Genomic DNA, 17787 nt, shown 5'->3' on the forward strand with positions numbered 1-17787 from the left:
CCCCTTTTATTGAGTGTTTCCAGTCAGATGAAGTTCAGGACCGGCTAAGGGATTTCAGTTCATACAGCAGGTCCAGCGCCTCTTTGGGTGACAGCTCGTCCGGGTTTATCCGGGCGAGTTTTTCTGTTGCGGGGCTGGATTGTGGCGCTTGCGGTGCGGGCGTGCGCGCGGCGGAAAACAGCGGCAGGTCATCGATCACGGCCTTGGGGTTCTTGCCGCTTTCGCCTTGTTCCAGGGCTGCAAGTACTTCGCGGGCGCGGGTGATCACGCTGTCGGGCAACCCAGCCAGCCGCGCCACCTGCACCCCATAGCTGCGATCGGCCGCGCCACGTTTGACTTCATGCAGGAAGATCACCTCGCCTTCCCATTCCTTGACCGTGACCGTGGCGTTTTCAACCCCTGTCAGGCGGCCCGCAAGCGCAGTCATTTCGTGGTAATGCGTGGCAAACAGGGCGCGGGTGCGGTTTACATCATGCAAGTGTTCCAATGTGGCCCAGGCAATGGACAGCCCGTCATATGTGGCCGTGCCGCGCCCGATTTCGTCCAGGATGACCAGCGCGCGGTCATCGGCCTGATTAAGGATCGCAGCAGTTTCGACCATTTCAACCATGAAGGTTGACCGCCCGCGCGCCAGGTCGTCACTGGCCCCCACGCGGCTGAATACCTGGCTGACAAGGCCGATATGTGCATCTGCTGCAGGCACCCATGCGCCCATCTGCGCCAGAATCGCAATCAGCGCGTTCTGGCGCAGGAAGGTTGATTTACCGGCCATGTTGGGACCGGTCAGCAGCCAGATTGCGGCACCATCCGCAGCGCTCAGGTCGCAATCATTGGCGATGAAGGTATCACCGGCGCGCGTGAGGGCGGATTCGACCACCGGATGACGCCCGGCGGTAACAGCAAAGGCGCGCGAATTGTCCAGACGCGGCGCGCACCAGTTGCGCGCCAGTGCCAGATCGGCCAGCGCGCAGGCAAGGTCGATTTCAGCCAATGCACGCGCAGCAAGTGCCAGATGATCAGCGCAGGCCAGAACCGCAGCACGCAATTGCGCAAACAGGCGTTTTTCGATTTCCAGTGCGCGGGCGCCTGCATTCAGGATGCGGGTTTCCATTTCTGACAGCTCGACGGTGGTGAACCGCACCTGATTGGCTGTTGTCTGGCGGTGAATGTAGCGTGCTGACAGGGGTTCGGACAGCATGCGGTCGGCATGGGTGCTGGTCACTTCGATAAAGTAACCCAACACGTTGTTATGCTTTATTTTCAGCGACTGGATGCCGGTGTCCTGCGCGTAATCGGCCTGCATTGTGGCGATCACACTGCGGCCTTCGTCGCGCAGCGTGCGCGCGTCGTCCAGGTCCGGGTCATGGCCGGGGGCGATGAAGCCGCCATCACGCGCCAGAAGCGGGGGTTCGGCCACAAGTGCGGCATCCAGCAGATCCAGAACCTGATCATGGCCGGTCAATGCCTGTTGCGCCTGTTCAATCAGGGGCGGGCATTCAGCATTGGCCAGAACCTGTGCAATCCGGGCGGCCTGTGTCAGCCCGTTGCGGATGGCGGCCAGATCGCGCGGACCGGCGCGGTCCAGCGCAATGCGCGACAAGGCGCGGTCGATATCGGGCACTTCCTTCAGGGAATCGCGCAGATCTTCGCGCAGGCGGTTCTGCCCGTGCATGAAACTGACAGCGGTCTGGCGCGCAAGGATCGTGTCCAGCCGGGATGAGGGCGAGGACAGGCGGCGTTCCAGCAGCCGTGCCCCTGCCGCCGTCACGGTGCGGTCGATAACCTGCAACAAGGCACCATCGCGCCCGCCCGCCAGCGATTGTGTCAGTTCCAGATTGCGGCGGGTGGCAGCGTCGATCTGGACAAGATCATTGGCTGAATCGCGGAAGGGCGGGTGCAGAAGCGGCAGCTTGCCGCGTTGGGTCATGTCCAGATAATCGACCAATGCACCAAGGGCCGCGTGTTCCGCGCGGCTGAACTGGCCGAACCCGTCAAGGGTCTGCACCTTGTAAAGGGTGCACAGGCGTTTCTCGGCGGACTGGCTGTCGAAACTGGCGGGCGCCAGAGGCGTCAGGGCCGCGCCCATATCATCGGCAACCGGGCGCAGGCTTTCGGCATGGGTGTCGCTGACCAGCATTTCGCGCGGGGCAAGCCGCGCGAGTTCAGGGCCAAGGCGCAGGCGCGTGCAGGGCATGACACGCAACTCGCCCGTTGAGATGTCGGCCCAGGCCAGCGCGCCATCGTCGCGCAGTTCCGCATAGGCGGCAAGGAAGTTGTGGCGGCGGGCATCCAGAAGCGAATCTTCAGTCAGGGTGCCGGGGGTGACAAGGCGCACGACATCACGCGCCACCACGGATTTATAGCCGCGTTTTTTTGCCTGTTCGGGGGTTTCCATCTGTTCGGCGATGGCCACGCGAAACCCCTTGCGGATAAGGGTCAGCAGATACCCCTCAGAGGCGTGATGGGGCACGCCGCACATGGCGATGTCGCGGCCCAGATGCTTGCCGCGTTTGGTCAGGGCAATATCAAGGGCGGCGGCGGCGGCCACTGCATCGTCAAAGAACAGTTCATAGAAATCGCCCATGCGGTAGAACAAGAGCGCATCGGGATGCTGTTCCTTGATCTGAAGATATTGGGCCATCATCGGGGTGACGGTGTCGTTCACGGGGCGCTGTTCCTTGTCGTGCAATTTGCGCGAAGGTAGCGAAAGGCGCGGGCGGGGGAAAGGGGGCGCTCGCGCCCCCTCTTGTGCGCGCTTGCGCACAATTCACCCCCTGAGGATATTTGAACCAGACTGAAACAGGGCATTGGCAGCGCTAACAACAGGATTCCCTTTATTTACCGCAACCGTTCAACTGGTTATGACAGACATAATCAGGAGGAGCAGTGCCCATGTCCCGCAAGTCGAAATTCACCGCAGAAGAGGCATTGGCCTATCATCATGCGCCCGCACCCGGCAAATATGAGATTGTCGCGTCAAAACCGATGGCGACGCAGGCGGATCTGTCGCTGGCCTATAGCCCGGGTGTGGCCATTCCCGTTCAGGCCATCGCGGACGACCCGCAGGCGGCCTATGATTACACCACCAAGGGCAATATGGTGGCTGTCATATCGAACGGGACGGCCATTCTGGGGATGGGGAACCTTGGTGCGCTGGCATCCAAGCCGGTGATGGAAGGCAAGGCGGTGCTGTTCAAGCGGTTTGCGGATGTGAACGCGATAGATATCCTGCTGGACACTGAAGATCCCGAAGAGATCATCAATGCCGTGAAGCTGATGGGACCGACCTTTGGCGGGGTAAATCTGGAAGATATCAAGGCACCGGAATGTTTTATTATTGAAACCCGGCTGAAGGAGATCATGGATATTCCGGTATTCCATGATGACCAGCATGGCACGGCGGTGATCTGTGCTGCGGGGCTGATCAATGCGCTGGAATTGTCGGGCAAGAAGATCGAAGATTGCCGGATTGTCCTGAACGGGGCCGGTGCTGCGGGGATTGCCTGTCTGGAGCTGATCAAGTCGATGGGCGCGCTGCATGACAATTGCATCATGTGTGACACCAAGGGGGTGATCTGGCAGGGCCGGACCGAGGGGATGAACCAGTGGAAATCCGCGCATGCCGCGCGCACAGACGCCCGCACGCTGGAAGAGGCGATGGTGGGCGCGGATGTGTTTCTGGGCGTGTCGGCCAAGGGGGCCGTAACCCCCGAGATGGTGGCGAGCATGGCCGATAACCCGGTGATTTTTGCCATGGCCAATCCCGATCCCGAGATTACGCCAGAAGAAGCGCAGGCCGTGCGCGCGGATGCGATTGTGGCCACGGGGCGCAGCGACTACCCCAATCAGGTGAACAATGTTCTGGGCTTTCCCTATCTGTTCCGGGGTGCGCTGGATATCAATGCGCGCGCCATCAATGACGAGATGAAGATCGCCTGCGCGCGTGCGCTTGCCGGACTGGCGCGCGAGGATGTGCCTGATGAAGTGGCCATGGCCTATGGGCGCAAGCTGAGTTTCGGGCGGGATTATATTATTCCCACGCCGTTTGACCCGCGGTTGATTTACACAATTCCGCCTGCTGTTGCGAAGGCGGGCATGAAAACCGGTGTGGCGCGGCGCCCGATTGTGGATATGGACGGCTATGTCCAGTCGCTGAAGGCGCGGATGGATCCGACCGCCAGCATCCTGCAGTCCATTCATGCGCGGGCAAAGCAGGCGCAATCACGCATGATTTTTGCCGAAGGCGATGACGAACGTGTTCTGCGTGCCGCTGTGGCCTATCAGCGCGGGGGGTATGGGCAGGCGCTGATTGTGGGCCGTGACGATGATGTCAGGGCCAAGCTGGAGGCAGAGGGCCTGGGCGATGCGGTGCGTGAACTGACGGTCGTGAATGCCGGAAATACCCGGCATCTGGGCACCTATAAGGACTATCTTTATGCGCGCCTGCAACGCCATGGGCATGACCAGAAGGATGTTCACCGTCTGGCCGCGCGCAACCGCCATGTCTTTGCGGCGCTGATGCTGGCGCATGGCCACGGGGATGCGTTGGTGACAGGTGCGACGCGCAAATCCGCGCATGTGCTGGGGCTGATTAACCATGTTTTTGACGCGCGTGCGCAGGATGGCGCAGTGGGTGTGACAGCGGTGTTGCACAAGGGCCGGATTGTGCTGATTGCCGACACGCTGGTGCATGAATGGCCGTCGGAAACCGACCTTGCCGATATTGCCACGCGCGCGGTATCGGTGGCGCGGCATCTGGGGTTGGAGCCGCGCGTGGCCTTTGTCAGTTTTTCGACATTCGGTTACCCGGTATCTGAGCGCGCCGAGAAGATGCAGCTTGCGCCGCGCATTCTGGACGAGCGCGGGGTGGATTTCGAATATGAAGGGGAAATGACCGTTGATGTTGCGCTGAACCCGAAGGCCGCCGCGCATTACCCGTTTTCACGCCTGACAGGGCCTGCGAATATTCTGGTCGTGCCCGCACGGCATTCCGCATCGATCAGCGTCAAGCTGATGCAGGAAATGGCAGGCGCAACTGTGATCGGCCCCATTCTGGCGGGTGCGCCAAAGCCCATCCAGATTTGTTCAACCGGATCAACAGTCAGCGACATCCTGAACATGGCCGTCATGGCCAGTTGCGAGATTGTCTGAAAACGGCGCATTTGCGCCGCCGCGCCATTGGTGGGCTTTGGCCCATAGTGGCGCGGCGGGCCGTATGTCTGGGCGGCGCGTCCTAGCCTGCGAAGGGCGCTGAACTGCCCCAGACCTCGCGCACGCGCTGGTCGCGCCCGCAGGCCTGACGATAGCCCTTATAGGCTACGCGCCGTTCCACCCAGCCAAAGCGCGTCAATGTGCGTTCGGCTGAATTGGCGTAATTCTGGTGAAAATCATCCGCATCATAGAATGTCGCGGCATCGCGGACCGGGGTGACGATGCTTCTGCCAAGTTCCGCTTCGGCAGCAGTGATGGCGGCTTTTGCCTGCGCGGTCTGGGCGGGGGTTGCAAAAATGGCGGTGGTATAATGCGCGCCACGGTCGCAGAACTGTCCGCCCGCATCCAGCGGATCAATGGAGCGCAGGAACATGTGCAAAATCTGGTCATAGCTGACGCGGCCAGGGTCAAAACTGATGATGGCTGCCTCCAGATGGTCGGTGCGCCCGCGCGCAACATCGTCATAAACGGGATTTGGCGTGGTGCCCCCGGTGAAGCCGACACGCACGTCAACAACGCCGTTCACGCGCCGGAAATCGGATTCCACACACCAGAAACAACCACCTGCGACAATGGCGGTCTGAACCTGTTGCGCGGTGGCAGGCAGGGTAGGGGAAAGCATGGCGATCAGCCAGAAAGCGAATGCGTGCAGCCTCATGTCCGGTATCCTTTGATATGGGTTCATGAACATTACGTTACAAAGCCGTGGAAATTTCGGGTATTGGTATCACAAGGGGGTGAAAACCGCACATTGTCTGCGTGAAAATCGCCAGTTCCCGCTGTGGTGCGCGCAACTTATGTGTTGGCGAGACAGAAAGGGTATATCATGAGCGGAAAATCAGAACCACGTAGCGGCCCCGTTATCGGCCATGTTCATCTAAAAATCGCGGATCTGGATCGTGCGATCGCATTCTACCGTTTGCTTGGGTTTGAGGTGACCCAGCGCCACGGCGCGCAGGCCGCTTTCATGGGCGCGGATGGCTATCACCACCATATCGGGCTGAACACATGGGAAAGCGCCGGTGCCGGCCCGGCGCCCTCCGGGCATACGGGCCTTTATCATCTGGCGGTGCTTTATCCGGACAGGGTTGCGCTGGCGCAGGCCTTGAATCGGGTGGTTCAGGCAGGTGTGCAGCTTGACGGCGCTGCTGATCATGGCGTGTCAGAAGCGCTGTATTTCCGCGACCCGGACGGCAATGGCGTGGAAATATACCGCGACCGTCACCCCGATGAGTGGCCCCGCGATGCGGATGGGCAGTTGAGTATGCACAATGCACGGCTGGATGTGGCGGCGCTGCTGGATCTGGCGCAGTCTGACTGACGCGATCAGATCGGCAGGCCCCGCATCAGGCGCGGCAGATCACCCGAAAGCCCCGCAGCTTCGCGGATGAACCGGCGGCGCAGGCCGGGCAGGGACTGAACAACCCCCATGCCAAGGCCCCGCACGCCCCGCAACAGCGCTGAATCGTTGGAAAACAGGCGGTTCACGCTGTCAGTGCCAAGCGCCATCATCATGGTGTCGAAGCGCCGCCATTGCTGGTAGCGCTCCAGCACGATGGGGCTTGAAATATCTTCACCACGGCGGGCGGCCAGAATCAACACCTCGGCCAGCGCGGCAATATCGCGCAGCCCGAAATTGAACCCCTGACCCGCGATCGGGTGCATGCCATGCGCTGCATCGCCCACCAGCGCCAGGCGCGGGCCGATGAAACTGTTGGCAAGGGTCAGCCGCAATGGATAGGCAAAGCGCTTACCCTCCAGCGCGATCGCGCCCAGAAAATCCCCGAAACGCGGGCGCAGCGCATCCAGATAATGCGCATCATCCATGGCGTGAATGTCTGCGGCAGTGGCGCTGCTCTCACTCCAGACAATCGATGACCGGTTCCCCGGCAGCGGCAGAATGGCAAGCGGGCCTGCGGGCATGAAGAACTGATGTGCGCAGCCCTGATGTGGATCGTCATGCGCAATGGCGCAAACCAGCGCGGTCTGGCCGTAATCCCAGCCGGTGCGCTTGATGCCCGCGCGCTGCGCCACAGCACTGTCGCGCCCGTCACAACCGACCAGAATCCGTGCGCGCAAGACCTGCCCGTCATCGGTGGTCGCGGTTATACCATTGGCGCCAATGTTCTGCGCCACCACGCGGCGCCCCTCTATCTGGGTGATGTTCGGATCCGTGTCCATCGCTTCCAGCAGCGCGCGGCGCAGATACCGGTCTTCCAGCATATGGCCCATCGGGCCTTCTTCAATCTCGGCATGGTCGAAATGCAGGAAAAAAGGCGCAGCCCCTTCGCCCGCGCGCCCGTCGCTGGCCTTGATTTGCAGGATGGGCTGCGCGTCCTGCACAACGTTTGCCCATATACCGATCCCGTCCAGAACGCGGGTAGATGCCAGCGCCAGCGCATAGGCCCGCCCGTCAAATTCCGCCCCTTCGCGCGTGTCGCGGGGCAGGGCGTCCACCACAGTTACGCGCAATCCGCCCTGTGCCAGCGCCAGCGCCAGCGATGGACCATTCAGCCCGCCGCCCACAATCAGGATATCTGCATCATATGTCATGCTCCAGATATGGCATGCGACCGGCGCTTGTCCATGCGGCAAAGCGGTCAAATTTGCTGTTCCCATTTCATCTTGTGCAAAATACTCTCTGGGGGTGCGGGGGCAGACAGGCCCCTGTCGGGTGCAAAATTCAGGGATTCCGCAATATGACCGATGCTTGGCTGACCAGACCTGCCGCAGATCAGGGGCGCGCCATCGATGCGGGCGACCTGTGCCCGCTTGCCCTGACCGAAGCCTATCTGGCGGCCATCAATGGCCATGACGCCGGGCCACGCATTTATGCGCGCCTGACCGAAAGCCGCGCGCTGGATGAAGCTATCGCCGCGCGTGACCGCGCCCGCGCGGGGTTGCGCCGTCATGCGCTGGACGGGGTGCCGCTGTCATGGAAAGATCTGTTCGACACGGCAGGGGTTGCCACCGAAAGCGGATCTGCCGTGCTGAAAGGCCGCGTGCCCGGTCATGATGCCGACCTGTTGCAGACCATGACACGCGCCGGGACAATCTGTCTGGGCAAAACACATCAGACGGAATTTGCCTATTCCGGTCTGGGGCTTAATCCGGTGACGGCCACGCCGCCCTGTGTGAATGACCCTGACGCCGTGCCGGGGGGCAGTTCTTCCGGGGCGGCCGCGTCGGTTGCGTTCGGGCTGGCAGCGGCGGCGATGGGGTCGGACACTGGCGGGTCGGTGCGGATTCCCGCAGCGTGGAATGATCTGGTCGGTCTGAAAACCACGCATGGACGGCTGTCCCTGCAAGGTGTGGTGCCCCTTGCCCCGAAATTCGACACCGCTGGCCCACTGGCCCGCAGTGTCGAGGATTGCGCGCTGCTGCTGTCGGCGCTGGAAAACCGGCCCGCGCCCGATCTGCGCGGGGCCAGCCTGTCGGGGCGGCGGTTTCTGGTGCTGGATGGTGCGCCTTTCGACGGTATCCGCGATCTGCCTGCGCGCGCATTTGAAGGCGCGGTTGACAGGCTGGCCGGGGCGGGTGCGCAGATTACACGCAGATCGCTGGCATGTGTTTCTGACGCATTGGCCTTGTCGGCGGTTATTTACACGCCTGAATGTTATGCCGTCTGGCGCGACCGGATCGAAGCCGCGCCCGATGTCATGTTCCCGCCGGTTCTGGAACGTTTCCGGTCCGGGCGGGACCATCTGGCCAGTGACTATATTGCCGCATGGGATGCGCTGATGCGCCATCGCGCCACCTATCTGGATGAAACGGCAGGCTATGACGCCGTGTTGTTGCCAACTGCCCCTAATATGCCGCCGAATGCACAGCGCCTGATGCAGGATCACGCCTATTTCACTGCAGAGAACCTGTTGACCCTGCGCAACACGCGGATCGGCAACATGCTGGGGTTATGCGCGTTGACCTTGCCGACGGGCGTGGCATCGACCGGCATCAGCCTGATGTGCCCGCCGATGAGTGAAGACAGGCTTCTGCGTTTGGGGGCCGCGGCGGAGGCGGTGATGGGCGGTGCATGACAAGACCCTCAGCAGCATAGCGACAAGGCATTACCCTCTGTGGTCATTCATGACGGCAATTCTGATCGTTTATTACGCAGTTCCGGTGTTTCAATACACGCTAAACGGCCCATACATAGAAGAATTGGACCGCGTTGGTTTTGAAGGGCCGGTTGCGAGGATAATGATTTTTAGCACGGCGCTGCAGCAAGCCGCAGGGCTTGGTCTGGCGGTACTGGCGGTGGGGTTTGCGGCCTTTGCCTATGGGCGCGTCGCGTTCCGGGTCGGGATGGTGTGCGCAGTTTCGGTCGTTTTTGTGCCGCATTTGATGGTCTTCGGCATTGTGTATGGCGGCATAGACGGCCCCACTCACACGGCGGCACTTACTTTTGCAGAACGGCTGTTCTGGATTGTTCCATCGACGATGGGATTTGCGCTCGCTCTGGCCTGTCTGAGGTTTTATCCGCGAGACCTTACGCGCAGTCTGTTTGTGGCGCTTCTGATGTTGTCGTTGGGCATGCCCTTGCTGGGCAAAGAGGTTTTGCTGGTCTATTGGGGTTTGCTGATCGCGTTTGTCATCGTGTTCGCATTGCGCCCATCCCGGCGCGGCGATGTTCCTCAAGCGGCCCGACCGTGGATGCTGGCATCAGCGGCCAGTTTTGCCTTGTCATTCCTTATATATGTCGTGCCAGATGTTGTTATTGCGCTGGGCCAAAGCAGCTTTTCCGTGCGGATGGAAAGCATAGTGAAGGCGCTTCAATTGCCCTATTTCAGCTATGAAATGTCGAGCGCGAAAGCGTTGGTGGTGGCTGCTTTGCTGAGTTTGAACGCGGGCTTGCCAATGCGACGGATATTGCTGGTTTTTGCTACGCTGGCCATAGGAAGCGAGTTGATCGTGATCGCGACAGAGATGCGGCTTCGTCTGTATATGGATCCTTATTTTGCGATTTGGATGTTGATTAATCTGGGGGCCGCTGTTCAGTTTTTTGCCCTGATCGTCGCGATCTTGCTGCATTGGTTGCGACCCAGCAGAGTTTGGCGGGGGTGATCCGGCTATCTGTAGTAGTTGTCTGCGACTAGATATCGATATGTAGTATTCGGGCGAAAGCTTCTATGAAAATGCCACAATTTCGCGGGGTTATTGGAAAAACTTCTGTCGTTTTTCTGGACGGCGCGGCCCCTGCGCGTTATCCTGCACCCAATAATGGGGCAAAAGACCCCGAGCAGTTGAGGCAGTCCATGGCATTCCCAGAGCGGTTTTCGAACCTGCCTGAATACGCATTTCCGCGCCTGCGCGCGCTTCTGGATCATCATCAGCCCGGTGGTGACCCTGTTGCCATGACCATTGGCGAACCGCGCCATGAAATGCCGCCCTTTCTGGCCGATGTGCTGAACGCACATATTGCGGGTTTCGCAAAATACCCGGTGAATGAGGGCGTTCCGCAGCTGCTGAATGAAATTCAGGGCTGGATTTCAAGGCGTTACGGCGTCACCCTGAAACCAGAGAACCTGATGGTTCTGAACGGCACCCGCGAAGGGCTGTTCAATGCGGCCCTTGCCCTGTGCCCCGAACACAAGAACGGGAAAACGCCTGTCATCCTGACGCCGAACCCGTTTTATCAGGTCTATGCTGTGGCGGCGCTTGCCGTGGGGGCAGAGCCGCGCTTTGTGGCCGCAACCGCAGCTACCGGTAATTTGCCCGATTATGGCAATCTGCCCGGCGATGTTCTGGACCGCGTGGCCATTGCCTATGTCTGCTCGCCTGCAAATCCACAAGGGTCGGTTGCTGATGCTGCCTATTGGCGTGATCTGATCGCGCTGGCTGAAAAGCATGATTTCCGCATTTTCGCTGATGAATGCTATTCCGAGATTTACCGCGACACGCCGCCCCCCGGTGCGTTGGAAATTGCCGCCGAAATGGGTGCGGACCCGGAAAGGGTGCTGTCCTTTCACTCGCTGTCGAAACGGTCAAATCTGCCGGGTCTGCGGTCGGGCTTCGTGGCGGGTGGTGTCGAATGCATACGCCGTATCCGGCAGTTGCGCGCCTATAGCGGTGCGCCGCTGCCTGAACCGTTGCAGTATGTTGCCGCCGCCGCCTGGGCGGATGAGGCGCATGTGGACCGGTCGCGGGCGCTGTATCAGCAGAAATATGCGCTGGCGGACCGCATTTTCGGAAATGTGCCCGGATATGTGGGGCCGGAAGGCGGGTTTTTCCTGTGGCTTGCGGTTGACGATGGCGAAGCCGCCGCGCTGAAGCTGTGGACGGAAACCGGCATCAGGGTATTGCCCGGCGCGTATCTGTCGCGCGATGTGGACGGTTTCAACCCCGGACACGGGTTTATCCGCGTGGCCATGGTGAATTTGATCGACGAATTGCAGGATGCGCTGATCCGGTTGCGCACCTGCCTGTATATCTAACCCGAAGGGCGCGTCAGATGGCATCTTACAATATTGACAAGCGCGATCCGCTTCTGGACAGCAAACTGCAGGCTGTTTTGCAAAAGCGTGGCCGCGAACTGGCAGGAATCGGGTTGGGGGTGCTGGCGGTTGTCTGTGGTCTGATGCTGGGGTCGTATTCGCCCGCCGATCCGGGCTGGATGGTGACAAGCGATGCGCCGGTGCAGAACTCCCTTGGCCGTCTGGGCGCCACGATTGCATCGCCCCTGATGGTGATTGCCGGTGTCGCATCCTGGGGGTTTGTTCTGTTTCTGGGGGGCTGGGGCCTACGGCTGGTTCTGGGGCGCGGTCATGAAGCCGTGATGTCGCGCGGCGTATTCCTGCCGCTGGCGGTTGCGGTGACGTCCATATGGTGCGCCAGTTTTGTGCCCAGCCAAAGCTGGGACATGTTGTATGGCATGGGCGGTGTGTTTGGCGACACGGTGCTGGGGGCAGTGGTAAACGCGCTTCCCATGTCGCCTGCGGCTGGTGTCGGGTTCATGTCGCTGCTGTTGCTGTTTGCAACGCTTGCGGTCTGGGGCTTCGTGATGGGTGTCAACCGGCACGAGGCGTTGCTTTTCGCGCGGTTCCTGCTGACGGGGCTTATTCTGACCTATGCAGGCGTTATGACGGCGTTGCGCGGTGGCGTTGTCGGCGGCGTCCGCGGGGCCAAAGTCGCCGGCGGTGTTGTGGCGCGCAGGGTGCAGGATCATATGCATGCCCGCGCAGAAAATGCGCACAGGGCGCCGCCCCCGCCCGAATATTACGACCGCGAACCGATGGTTCAGCGTGCGCAGGCATCGCAGGAACCGGTCCTGACCCGCCGGGGTGCGCCTGTCATCCGCCCCACCGGGTATGCCAACAATGACTGGCATCAGGATGATAACGATGTTCTGATTGACCCGATGGTTGCTGATATGCCCCCGCCCGCGCGTATGCGCGAACCCCTGCGTTACAGCGCCCCCCCCGAGGAAGAACAACGCGGCGGCCTGTTGTCCAAGCTTAAATCCCTGAGCATGCGCAGTGCGGAACCCGCGCCCATGCCGGAACCCGAATTGGTTGAACGGCAGCCGCACAGCGCTGCCATGTCAGCGCAGGCGCCCGCGCCTGATCGGATCAGCAGCCGCATTGCAGATGCCGTGCGCCACCGCAAGCATGCCAAACCGGTGCAAGTGTTCAACCCGAACCTGCGGCCGCCCCTAAATCCCGGCCAGCGCCCGGTGCAGGAGCCGCCATTGCGGGCACCTGTGCAGGACAATCGCCAGCCAGACCCGGTAGCTGAAGCAACACAGCCGCCCCTTGCCGCGGCGACATTCACGGCGCAGATGGCCGCACCGGTTCTGGGCAGTGTTCATATGCCCGACTGGATGCTGGCGGCGCAGCCTGTGGCGCCGGAACCAACACCTTCGGCGGAACCGGCAACCCCGCAAATGCAAGTGTCTTCACCACAGGAACCCGCAATGGCAATGCGCCCCGGTCAGGTTTTGCAGCGCCGCGTTGTGGCGACTGCGCCGGTCAAGCCGCAGACCTCGCGCCAGGCGCGCGCCGAGGCAGAGCCGGGTTTTACCTTTGATGCAGGCGAAAGCGTTGCCTATGAACTTCCGCCGTTGTTGCTGTTGGAAAACCCCGCCAATGTGCAGCGCTATTCCCTGAGCGATGAAGCGCTGGAAGAAAACGCGCGCATGCTGGAAGCGGTGCTGGATGATTATGGCGTGCGCGGTGAAATTGTCAGCGTGCGCCCCGGCCCTGTTGTCACGCAATATGAACTGGAACCCGCGCCGGGGCTGAAAGCCAGCCGTGTCATTGGTCTGGCCGATGACATTGCGCGGTCCATGTCGGCGCTGTCAGCGCGGGTGTCCACGGTTCCGGGCCGGTCCATCATCGGGATCGAACTGCCCAATGCGCACCGCGAAAAGGTGGTTTTGCGCGAAATCCTGTCCGCACGCGATTTTGGCGATACGCAGATGCGCCTGCCGCTGGCGCTGGGCAAGGCCATTGACGGTGAACCGGTGGTCGCCAACCTGGCCAAGATGCCGCATTTGCTGATCGCGGGTACCACGGGGTCAGGTAAATCCGTGGCCATCAATACCATGATCCTGTCATTGCTGTACCGGTTGACGCCGGATGAATGCCGCATGATCATGATTGACCCGAAAATGCTGGAACTGTCGGTATATGATGGCATTCCGCACCTGCTGTCGCCCGTTGTGACCGACCCGAAAAAGGCCGTTGTCGCGCTGAAATGGGTCGTGGGCGAGATGGAAGAACGCTATCGCAAGATGTCCAAGATGGGCGTGCGCAATATCGAGGGCTACAATGGCCGCGTGCGCGAAGCCCTGGCGCGTGGCGAAATGTTCAAGCGCACCATCCAGACCGGATTCGACGATGAAACCGGTGATCCGGTATTCGAAACGGAAGAATTCGCGCCGGAACTGCTGCCCTATATCGTTGTCGTCGTGGATGAGATGGCAGACCTGATGATGGTGGCCGGCAAGGAGATTGAGGCCTGCATTCAACGCCTTGCGCAAATGGCGCGGGCCTCGGGCATTCACCTGATCATGGCCACGCAGCGCCCGTCAGTCGATGTGATCACCGGCACCATCAAGGCGAACTTCCCCACGCGGATTTCGTTTCAGGTGACCAGCAAGATCGACTCGCGCACCATTCTGGGTGAACAGGGCGCCGAACAGCTGCTGGGTATGGGCGATATGCTGTATATGGCGGGTGGCGCGCGGATTACCCGTATCCACGGCCCCTTTGTCAGCGACGAAGAGGTGGAGGAAATCGTCAACCACCTGAAATCCTTTGGCCCGCCGGATTACAAATCGGGCGTGGTGGACGGGCCGGAATCCGACAAGGAAGCTGATATTGACGCTGTTCTTGGCCTTGGCGGCAATACCACGGGCGAAGATGCGTTGTATGATCAGGCCGTGCAGGTGGTTATTCAGGACCGGAAATGTTCGACAAGCTATATCCAGCGCAAACTGGGCATCGGTTATAACAAGGCCGCGCGTCTGGTTGAACAGATGGAAGATGAAGGGCTGGTCACAGCGGCAAACCATGTCGGCAAACGCGAAATCCTGATCCCGGAACAGGGGTAGCGGAAGCCGCCGACCCGATACTGTTCAGCATTTCAAGACAATCAGCGCTTATCGTGTTGATTGTTCTTTTGTGTCAGCATGACCCTTCATGTTGCAACCGTTAAGGCGGTGTTGTGCGTTGACAAGCCCGTGCTGATTGCATCAATTTATCGAAAATTTTCTGTGAGAGAGTGATGTTATGGAAAGTATGCTTTTTTGTTTTTAGGTATTGGCGCCGTGGCGATGATTGCGGCCATGGTCGACAATTCTTCCGACAGTGACCCCGACGAGGACAATGACGAAGAAATCGAACTGATCAGAGAGAATGGCCAGATAGTGCTGCAGGGCACCAGCGGGTCGGATCTGATAACGCCGCTGGATTTGCAGCGTATCTATATTGAAACCTGGCAAGAAAGTATGTTCCAGCAGCGGATTAACGAAATTCGGGGCGGTGCGGGCAATGATACGATCACCGCCGATAGTTTTGGTGACCCGGACAACCCCGGTATCTGGTTGTGGGGACAGAGTGTTGACCTTATTTCCGGCGGTCCGGGGGATGACCTGATCACCAAGAACACACCCTTTATGGCCGACATTTACGGCGGCGACGGGAATGACACCATTATCGCGGCCAATGCACGGATTTATGCTGGTGCCGGCGATGACGTAATTGTCTCGGAGTCGTATTATTCCGACGAAGAAGTTGAGACACAAATCATCCGCGCTGGCTCCGGGGACGATACTGTCATTGTTAACAACGGTTTTGCCGATATTCGCGGCGGCGACGGGAATGATACTTTCATTTTGAATTACGACCGCCCTGTCATGGATTCTAACGGAATTGTCGTTAATGACTTCCCGCGGTTCGGCAATGTGATCATCCGTGATTTCGACCCTGAAACAGACCTTCTGCGGATCAACCTGCCAGCATCCGGAAGTGGTAATGTCGAATTGGAATCGATCCAGCAGCGCGATGCCGGGGTGCGCATCAATCTGACGCTCACTGTGCCACCCTCGGGTGACGGTGAAGATGAAGGCGGCGTTTTCCGGGCGCGTATCTTCCTGCATGGCGTGACCGGCGTTGACGATTTCGACGTCGAAAACACAGATGCGGCGACAACTGTAACCTTCGGCAGGGACTGATGGGGCTGCGGTGGTTTGTCTGACGGGTAACCGGCCGGTAGAAAGGTGCCCGGCGGCAACTCTCTGCCTTGTGTAGGGCGCGTGATCACATCGTGGCTTTGCCAGACACGCATCCTGCATTATTTAGGTAATCATGAGTATTACACGCCGTTCCCTTTTCCTGTCCCTGCCAGCGCTTGCGCTGGTCCGGCCAGCCATGGCCCAGGCCATTCCGCTTGCGGAAATCTCGGGCTATTTTAACAGCTTCACCACCGCCGAAGGGGAGTTTACGCAGATAAACCCCGACGGGTCGCTGGTAACGGGCCGGATGTTCATCCGCCGCCCCGGCCGCATGCGGTTTGAATATGACCCGCCCGAACGCGCATTGGTCATGGCGGGCGGCAGTCAGGTGTCGGTGTTTGACGGGCGGTCCAATCAGGGACCAAACCAATACCCGCTGCGGCACACGCCGCTGAACATCATTCTGCAAGAGAATGTGGATTTCCAGCGCGCGCGCATGGTCGTTGGCCATACTGTTGATGGCGACGTGACAACCGTTGTCGCCCAGGACCCTGACAATCCGCAATACGGGTCCATCCGGCTGAACTTTTCCGCCAACCCCACGGAATTGCGCCAATGGGTGGTCCGCGATGATACTGGCGCGGAAACAACGGTCATTCTGGGCAATATGCGCTTTGGCGGCCAGCTGTCGGCGCGGTTATTCGATGTCTCGGCAGAAATGGAACAGCGGCGCCGGTAAACGCAGGCACGCGCCCCGGATATGACACCGCATTGCGGGTGATTCATGCTTGCAAATGCGGGATACGCTGTCATGATGATGGAATAACATCATTATGACCGGATTCCACCATGGCCAGACGCCCGACCGTGCAGGATGTGGCCCGCGAGGCCGGCGTAAGCGTGACCACGGTTGACCGCGCGCTGAACGGTCGCCTGCGTGTTCGCGAAGATACCTTGCGCAAGATCGCAGATGCTGCGCATCGCGTGGGCTATCACGCGCGCGGGCTGCTTTCGCAGAATCTGGATGCGGCCAAGCCCGAAGTCACGTTCGGTTTTGTCCTGATCAAGAAAGCGCAGGAATTCTATCAGAATTTCGCGCGCGAGATTGAAACCGCCATCGCCGCGCGCCCCGACATAAGGGGGCGGGCGATCATCCGCTATGCGTCATCTCAGTCGCCCGATGATTTTGCAGAAGCGCTCAAGGCGCTGGGGCCGAAATGTGATGCGGTGGCGGCGGTGGCGGTCAATCATCAGCGGTTGACACAGGCGGTGCAGGAACTGCAGGCAGATGGCGTGCCGGTCTTTTCGCTGCTCAATGACTTCGCCCAGGGCGTGCGGCGCAATTATCTGGGCCTGAACAATATGAAAATCGGGCGGGTTGCGGCCTGGATGGTCACGGGGCGCGCCAGACGGCCCGGCAAGCTGGCGGTCTTCGTGGGCGGAAATCGCTGGCATGGGCATGACCTGCGCGAAGTGGGGTTCCGGTCCTATGTACGCGAGAATGCGCCGGAATTCACCGTGCTGGAAACGCTGGTCAACCTGGAAACCCGACAACTTACCTATGAGGCAACACTGGATCTGGTACGCCGCCACCCGGACCTTGCGGGTATTTATATCGCGGGCGGCGGGATGGAGGGCGCGATTGCCGCGATGCGCGAATTGCATGCCAGCCCGCGCATTGCGCTTGTTGTCAATGAACTGACGGATGACAGCCGCGCCGCGCTGGCCGATGGTTATGTGACCATGGCCATCTGTACGCCTTTGGCGGAGCTTTGCACCGATCTGGTTGATCTGATGCTGCGCGCAACGCAGGGTGGCGATGGCGGGATTGCGGGCCAGCATTTTCTGGATCCGCGCATCATCCTGCCGGAAATGGCGTAAATACGTCATTTAGCATGCGC

12 protein-coding genes are annotated in these 17787 nt (G+C 60.2%); 9 read left to right on the forward strand and 3 right to left on the reverse strand.

What is annotated here, in order from left to right; genetic code table 11:
- Positions 1 to 34 precede the first annotated feature (34 nt).
- A complete protein-coding gene (gene mutS, locus PUT78_RS12245) occupies positions 35 to 2644 on the reverse strand; it encodes a DNA mismatch repair protein MutS (protein WP_274352603.1) in 2610 nt (869 codons plus the stop codon).
- 248 nt (positions 2645 to 2892) lie between these two features.
- Here mutS and PUT78_RS12250 point away from each other — a divergent pair, with 248 nt between their 5' ends.
- Positions 2893 to 5151 (forward strand): NADP-dependent malic enzyme, encoded by a 2259-nt coding sequence (locus PUT78_RS12250; protein ID WP_274352553.1) that lies wholly within the window; start codon positions 2893 to 2895, stop codon positions 5149 to 5151.
- Positions 5152 to 5233: 82 nt separating this feature from the next.
- On the opposite strand, the gene msrA is transcribed toward PUT78_RS12250, so the two are convergent.
- Entirely contained in the window at positions 5234 to 5869 is a 636-nt protein-coding gene (gene msrA, locus PUT78_RS12255) for a peptide-methionine (S)-S-oxide reductase MsrA (RefSeq protein WP_274352554.1), read from the reverse strand.
- Between the two features lie 168 nt (positions 5870 to 6037).
- On the opposite strand from msrA, the gene PUT78_RS12260 reads away from it, so the two are divergent.
- Positions 6038 to 6532, forward strand: a complete 495-nt coding sequence (locus PUT78_RS12260) for a VOC family protein (RefSeq protein WP_274352555.1) — start codon at positions 6038 to 6040, stop codon at positions 6530 to 6532.
- Positions 6533 to 6537: 5 nt separating this feature from the next.
- On the opposite strand, the gene PUT78_RS12265 is transcribed toward PUT78_RS12260, so the two are convergent.
- Positions 6538 to 7764 carry an FAD-dependent monooxygenase gene (locus PUT78_RS12265; protein WP_274352556.1) on the reverse strand — a complete coding sequence of 409 codons (1227 nt, stop codon included), beginning with the start codon at positions 7762 to 7764 and terminating at the stop codon, positions 6538 to 6540.
- 146 nt (positions 7765 to 7910) lie between these two features.
- Between PUT78_RS12265 and PUT78_RS12270 the strand changes: the two genes are divergently transcribed.
- The 7 genes from PUT78_RS12270 (at position 7911) to PUT78_RS12300 (ending at position 17767) form a co-directional block, all read left to right on the forward strand.
- The gene (locus tag PUT78_RS12270; RefSeq protein WP_274352557.1) at positions 7911 to 9248 is read left to right on the forward strand and encodes an amidase; all 1338 of its coding nucleotides are present in this window, start codon (positions 7911 to 7913) and stop codon (positions 9246 to 9248) included.
- Positions 9241 to 10275: a hypothetical protein gene (locus tag PUT78_RS12275; RefSeq protein WP_274352558.1), complete on the forward strand. Its 1035-nt coding sequence runs from the start codon at positions 9241 to 9243 to the stop codon at positions 10273 to 10275. Before PUT78_RS12270 ends, PUT78_RS12275 begins: the two co-directional genes overlap by 8 nt.
- Before the next feature lie 191 nt (positions 10276 to 10466).
- Positions 10467 to 11645, forward strand: coding sequence for an aminotransferase class I/II-fold pyridoxal phosphate-dependent enzyme (locus tag PUT78_RS12280; RefSeq protein ID WP_274352559.1), 1179 nt, complete (start codon positions 10467 to 10469; stop codon positions 11643 to 11645).
- 17 nt (positions 11646 to 11662) lie between these two features.
- Positions 11663 to 14764 (forward strand): DNA translocase FtsK, encoded by a 3102-nt coding sequence (locus tag PUT78_RS12285; protein WP_274352560.1) that lies wholly within the window; start codon positions 11663 to 11665, stop codon positions 14762 to 14764.
- A 222-nt stretch (positions 14765 to 14986) separates the two neighbouring features.
- Entirely contained in the window at positions 14987 to 15886 is a 900-nt protein-coding gene (locus tag PUT78_RS12290; protein WP_274352561.1) for a hypothetical protein, read from the forward strand.
- 133 nt (positions 15887 to 16019) lie between these two features.
- Complete coding sequence (locus tag PUT78_RS12295) at positions 16020 to 16625, forward strand: LolA family protein (RefSeq protein WP_274352562.1); 606 nt, start codon at positions 16020 to 16022, stop codon at positions 16623 to 16625.
- Positions 16626 to 16735: 110 nt separating this feature from the next.
- Positions 16736 to 17767, forward strand: coding sequence for a LacI family DNA-binding transcriptional regulator (locus tag PUT78_RS12300; RefSeq protein WP_274352563.1), 1032 nt, complete (start codon positions 16736 to 16738; stop codon positions 17765 to 17767).
- The last annotated feature ends 20 nt before the right edge of the window (positions 17768 to 17787 follow it).

Source organism: Roseinatronobacter alkalisoli, from assembly GCF_028745735.1.
Lineage (GTDB): Bacteria > Pseudomonadota > Alphaproteobacteria > Rhodobacterales > Rhodobacteraceae > Roseinatronobacter > Roseinatronobacter alkalisoli.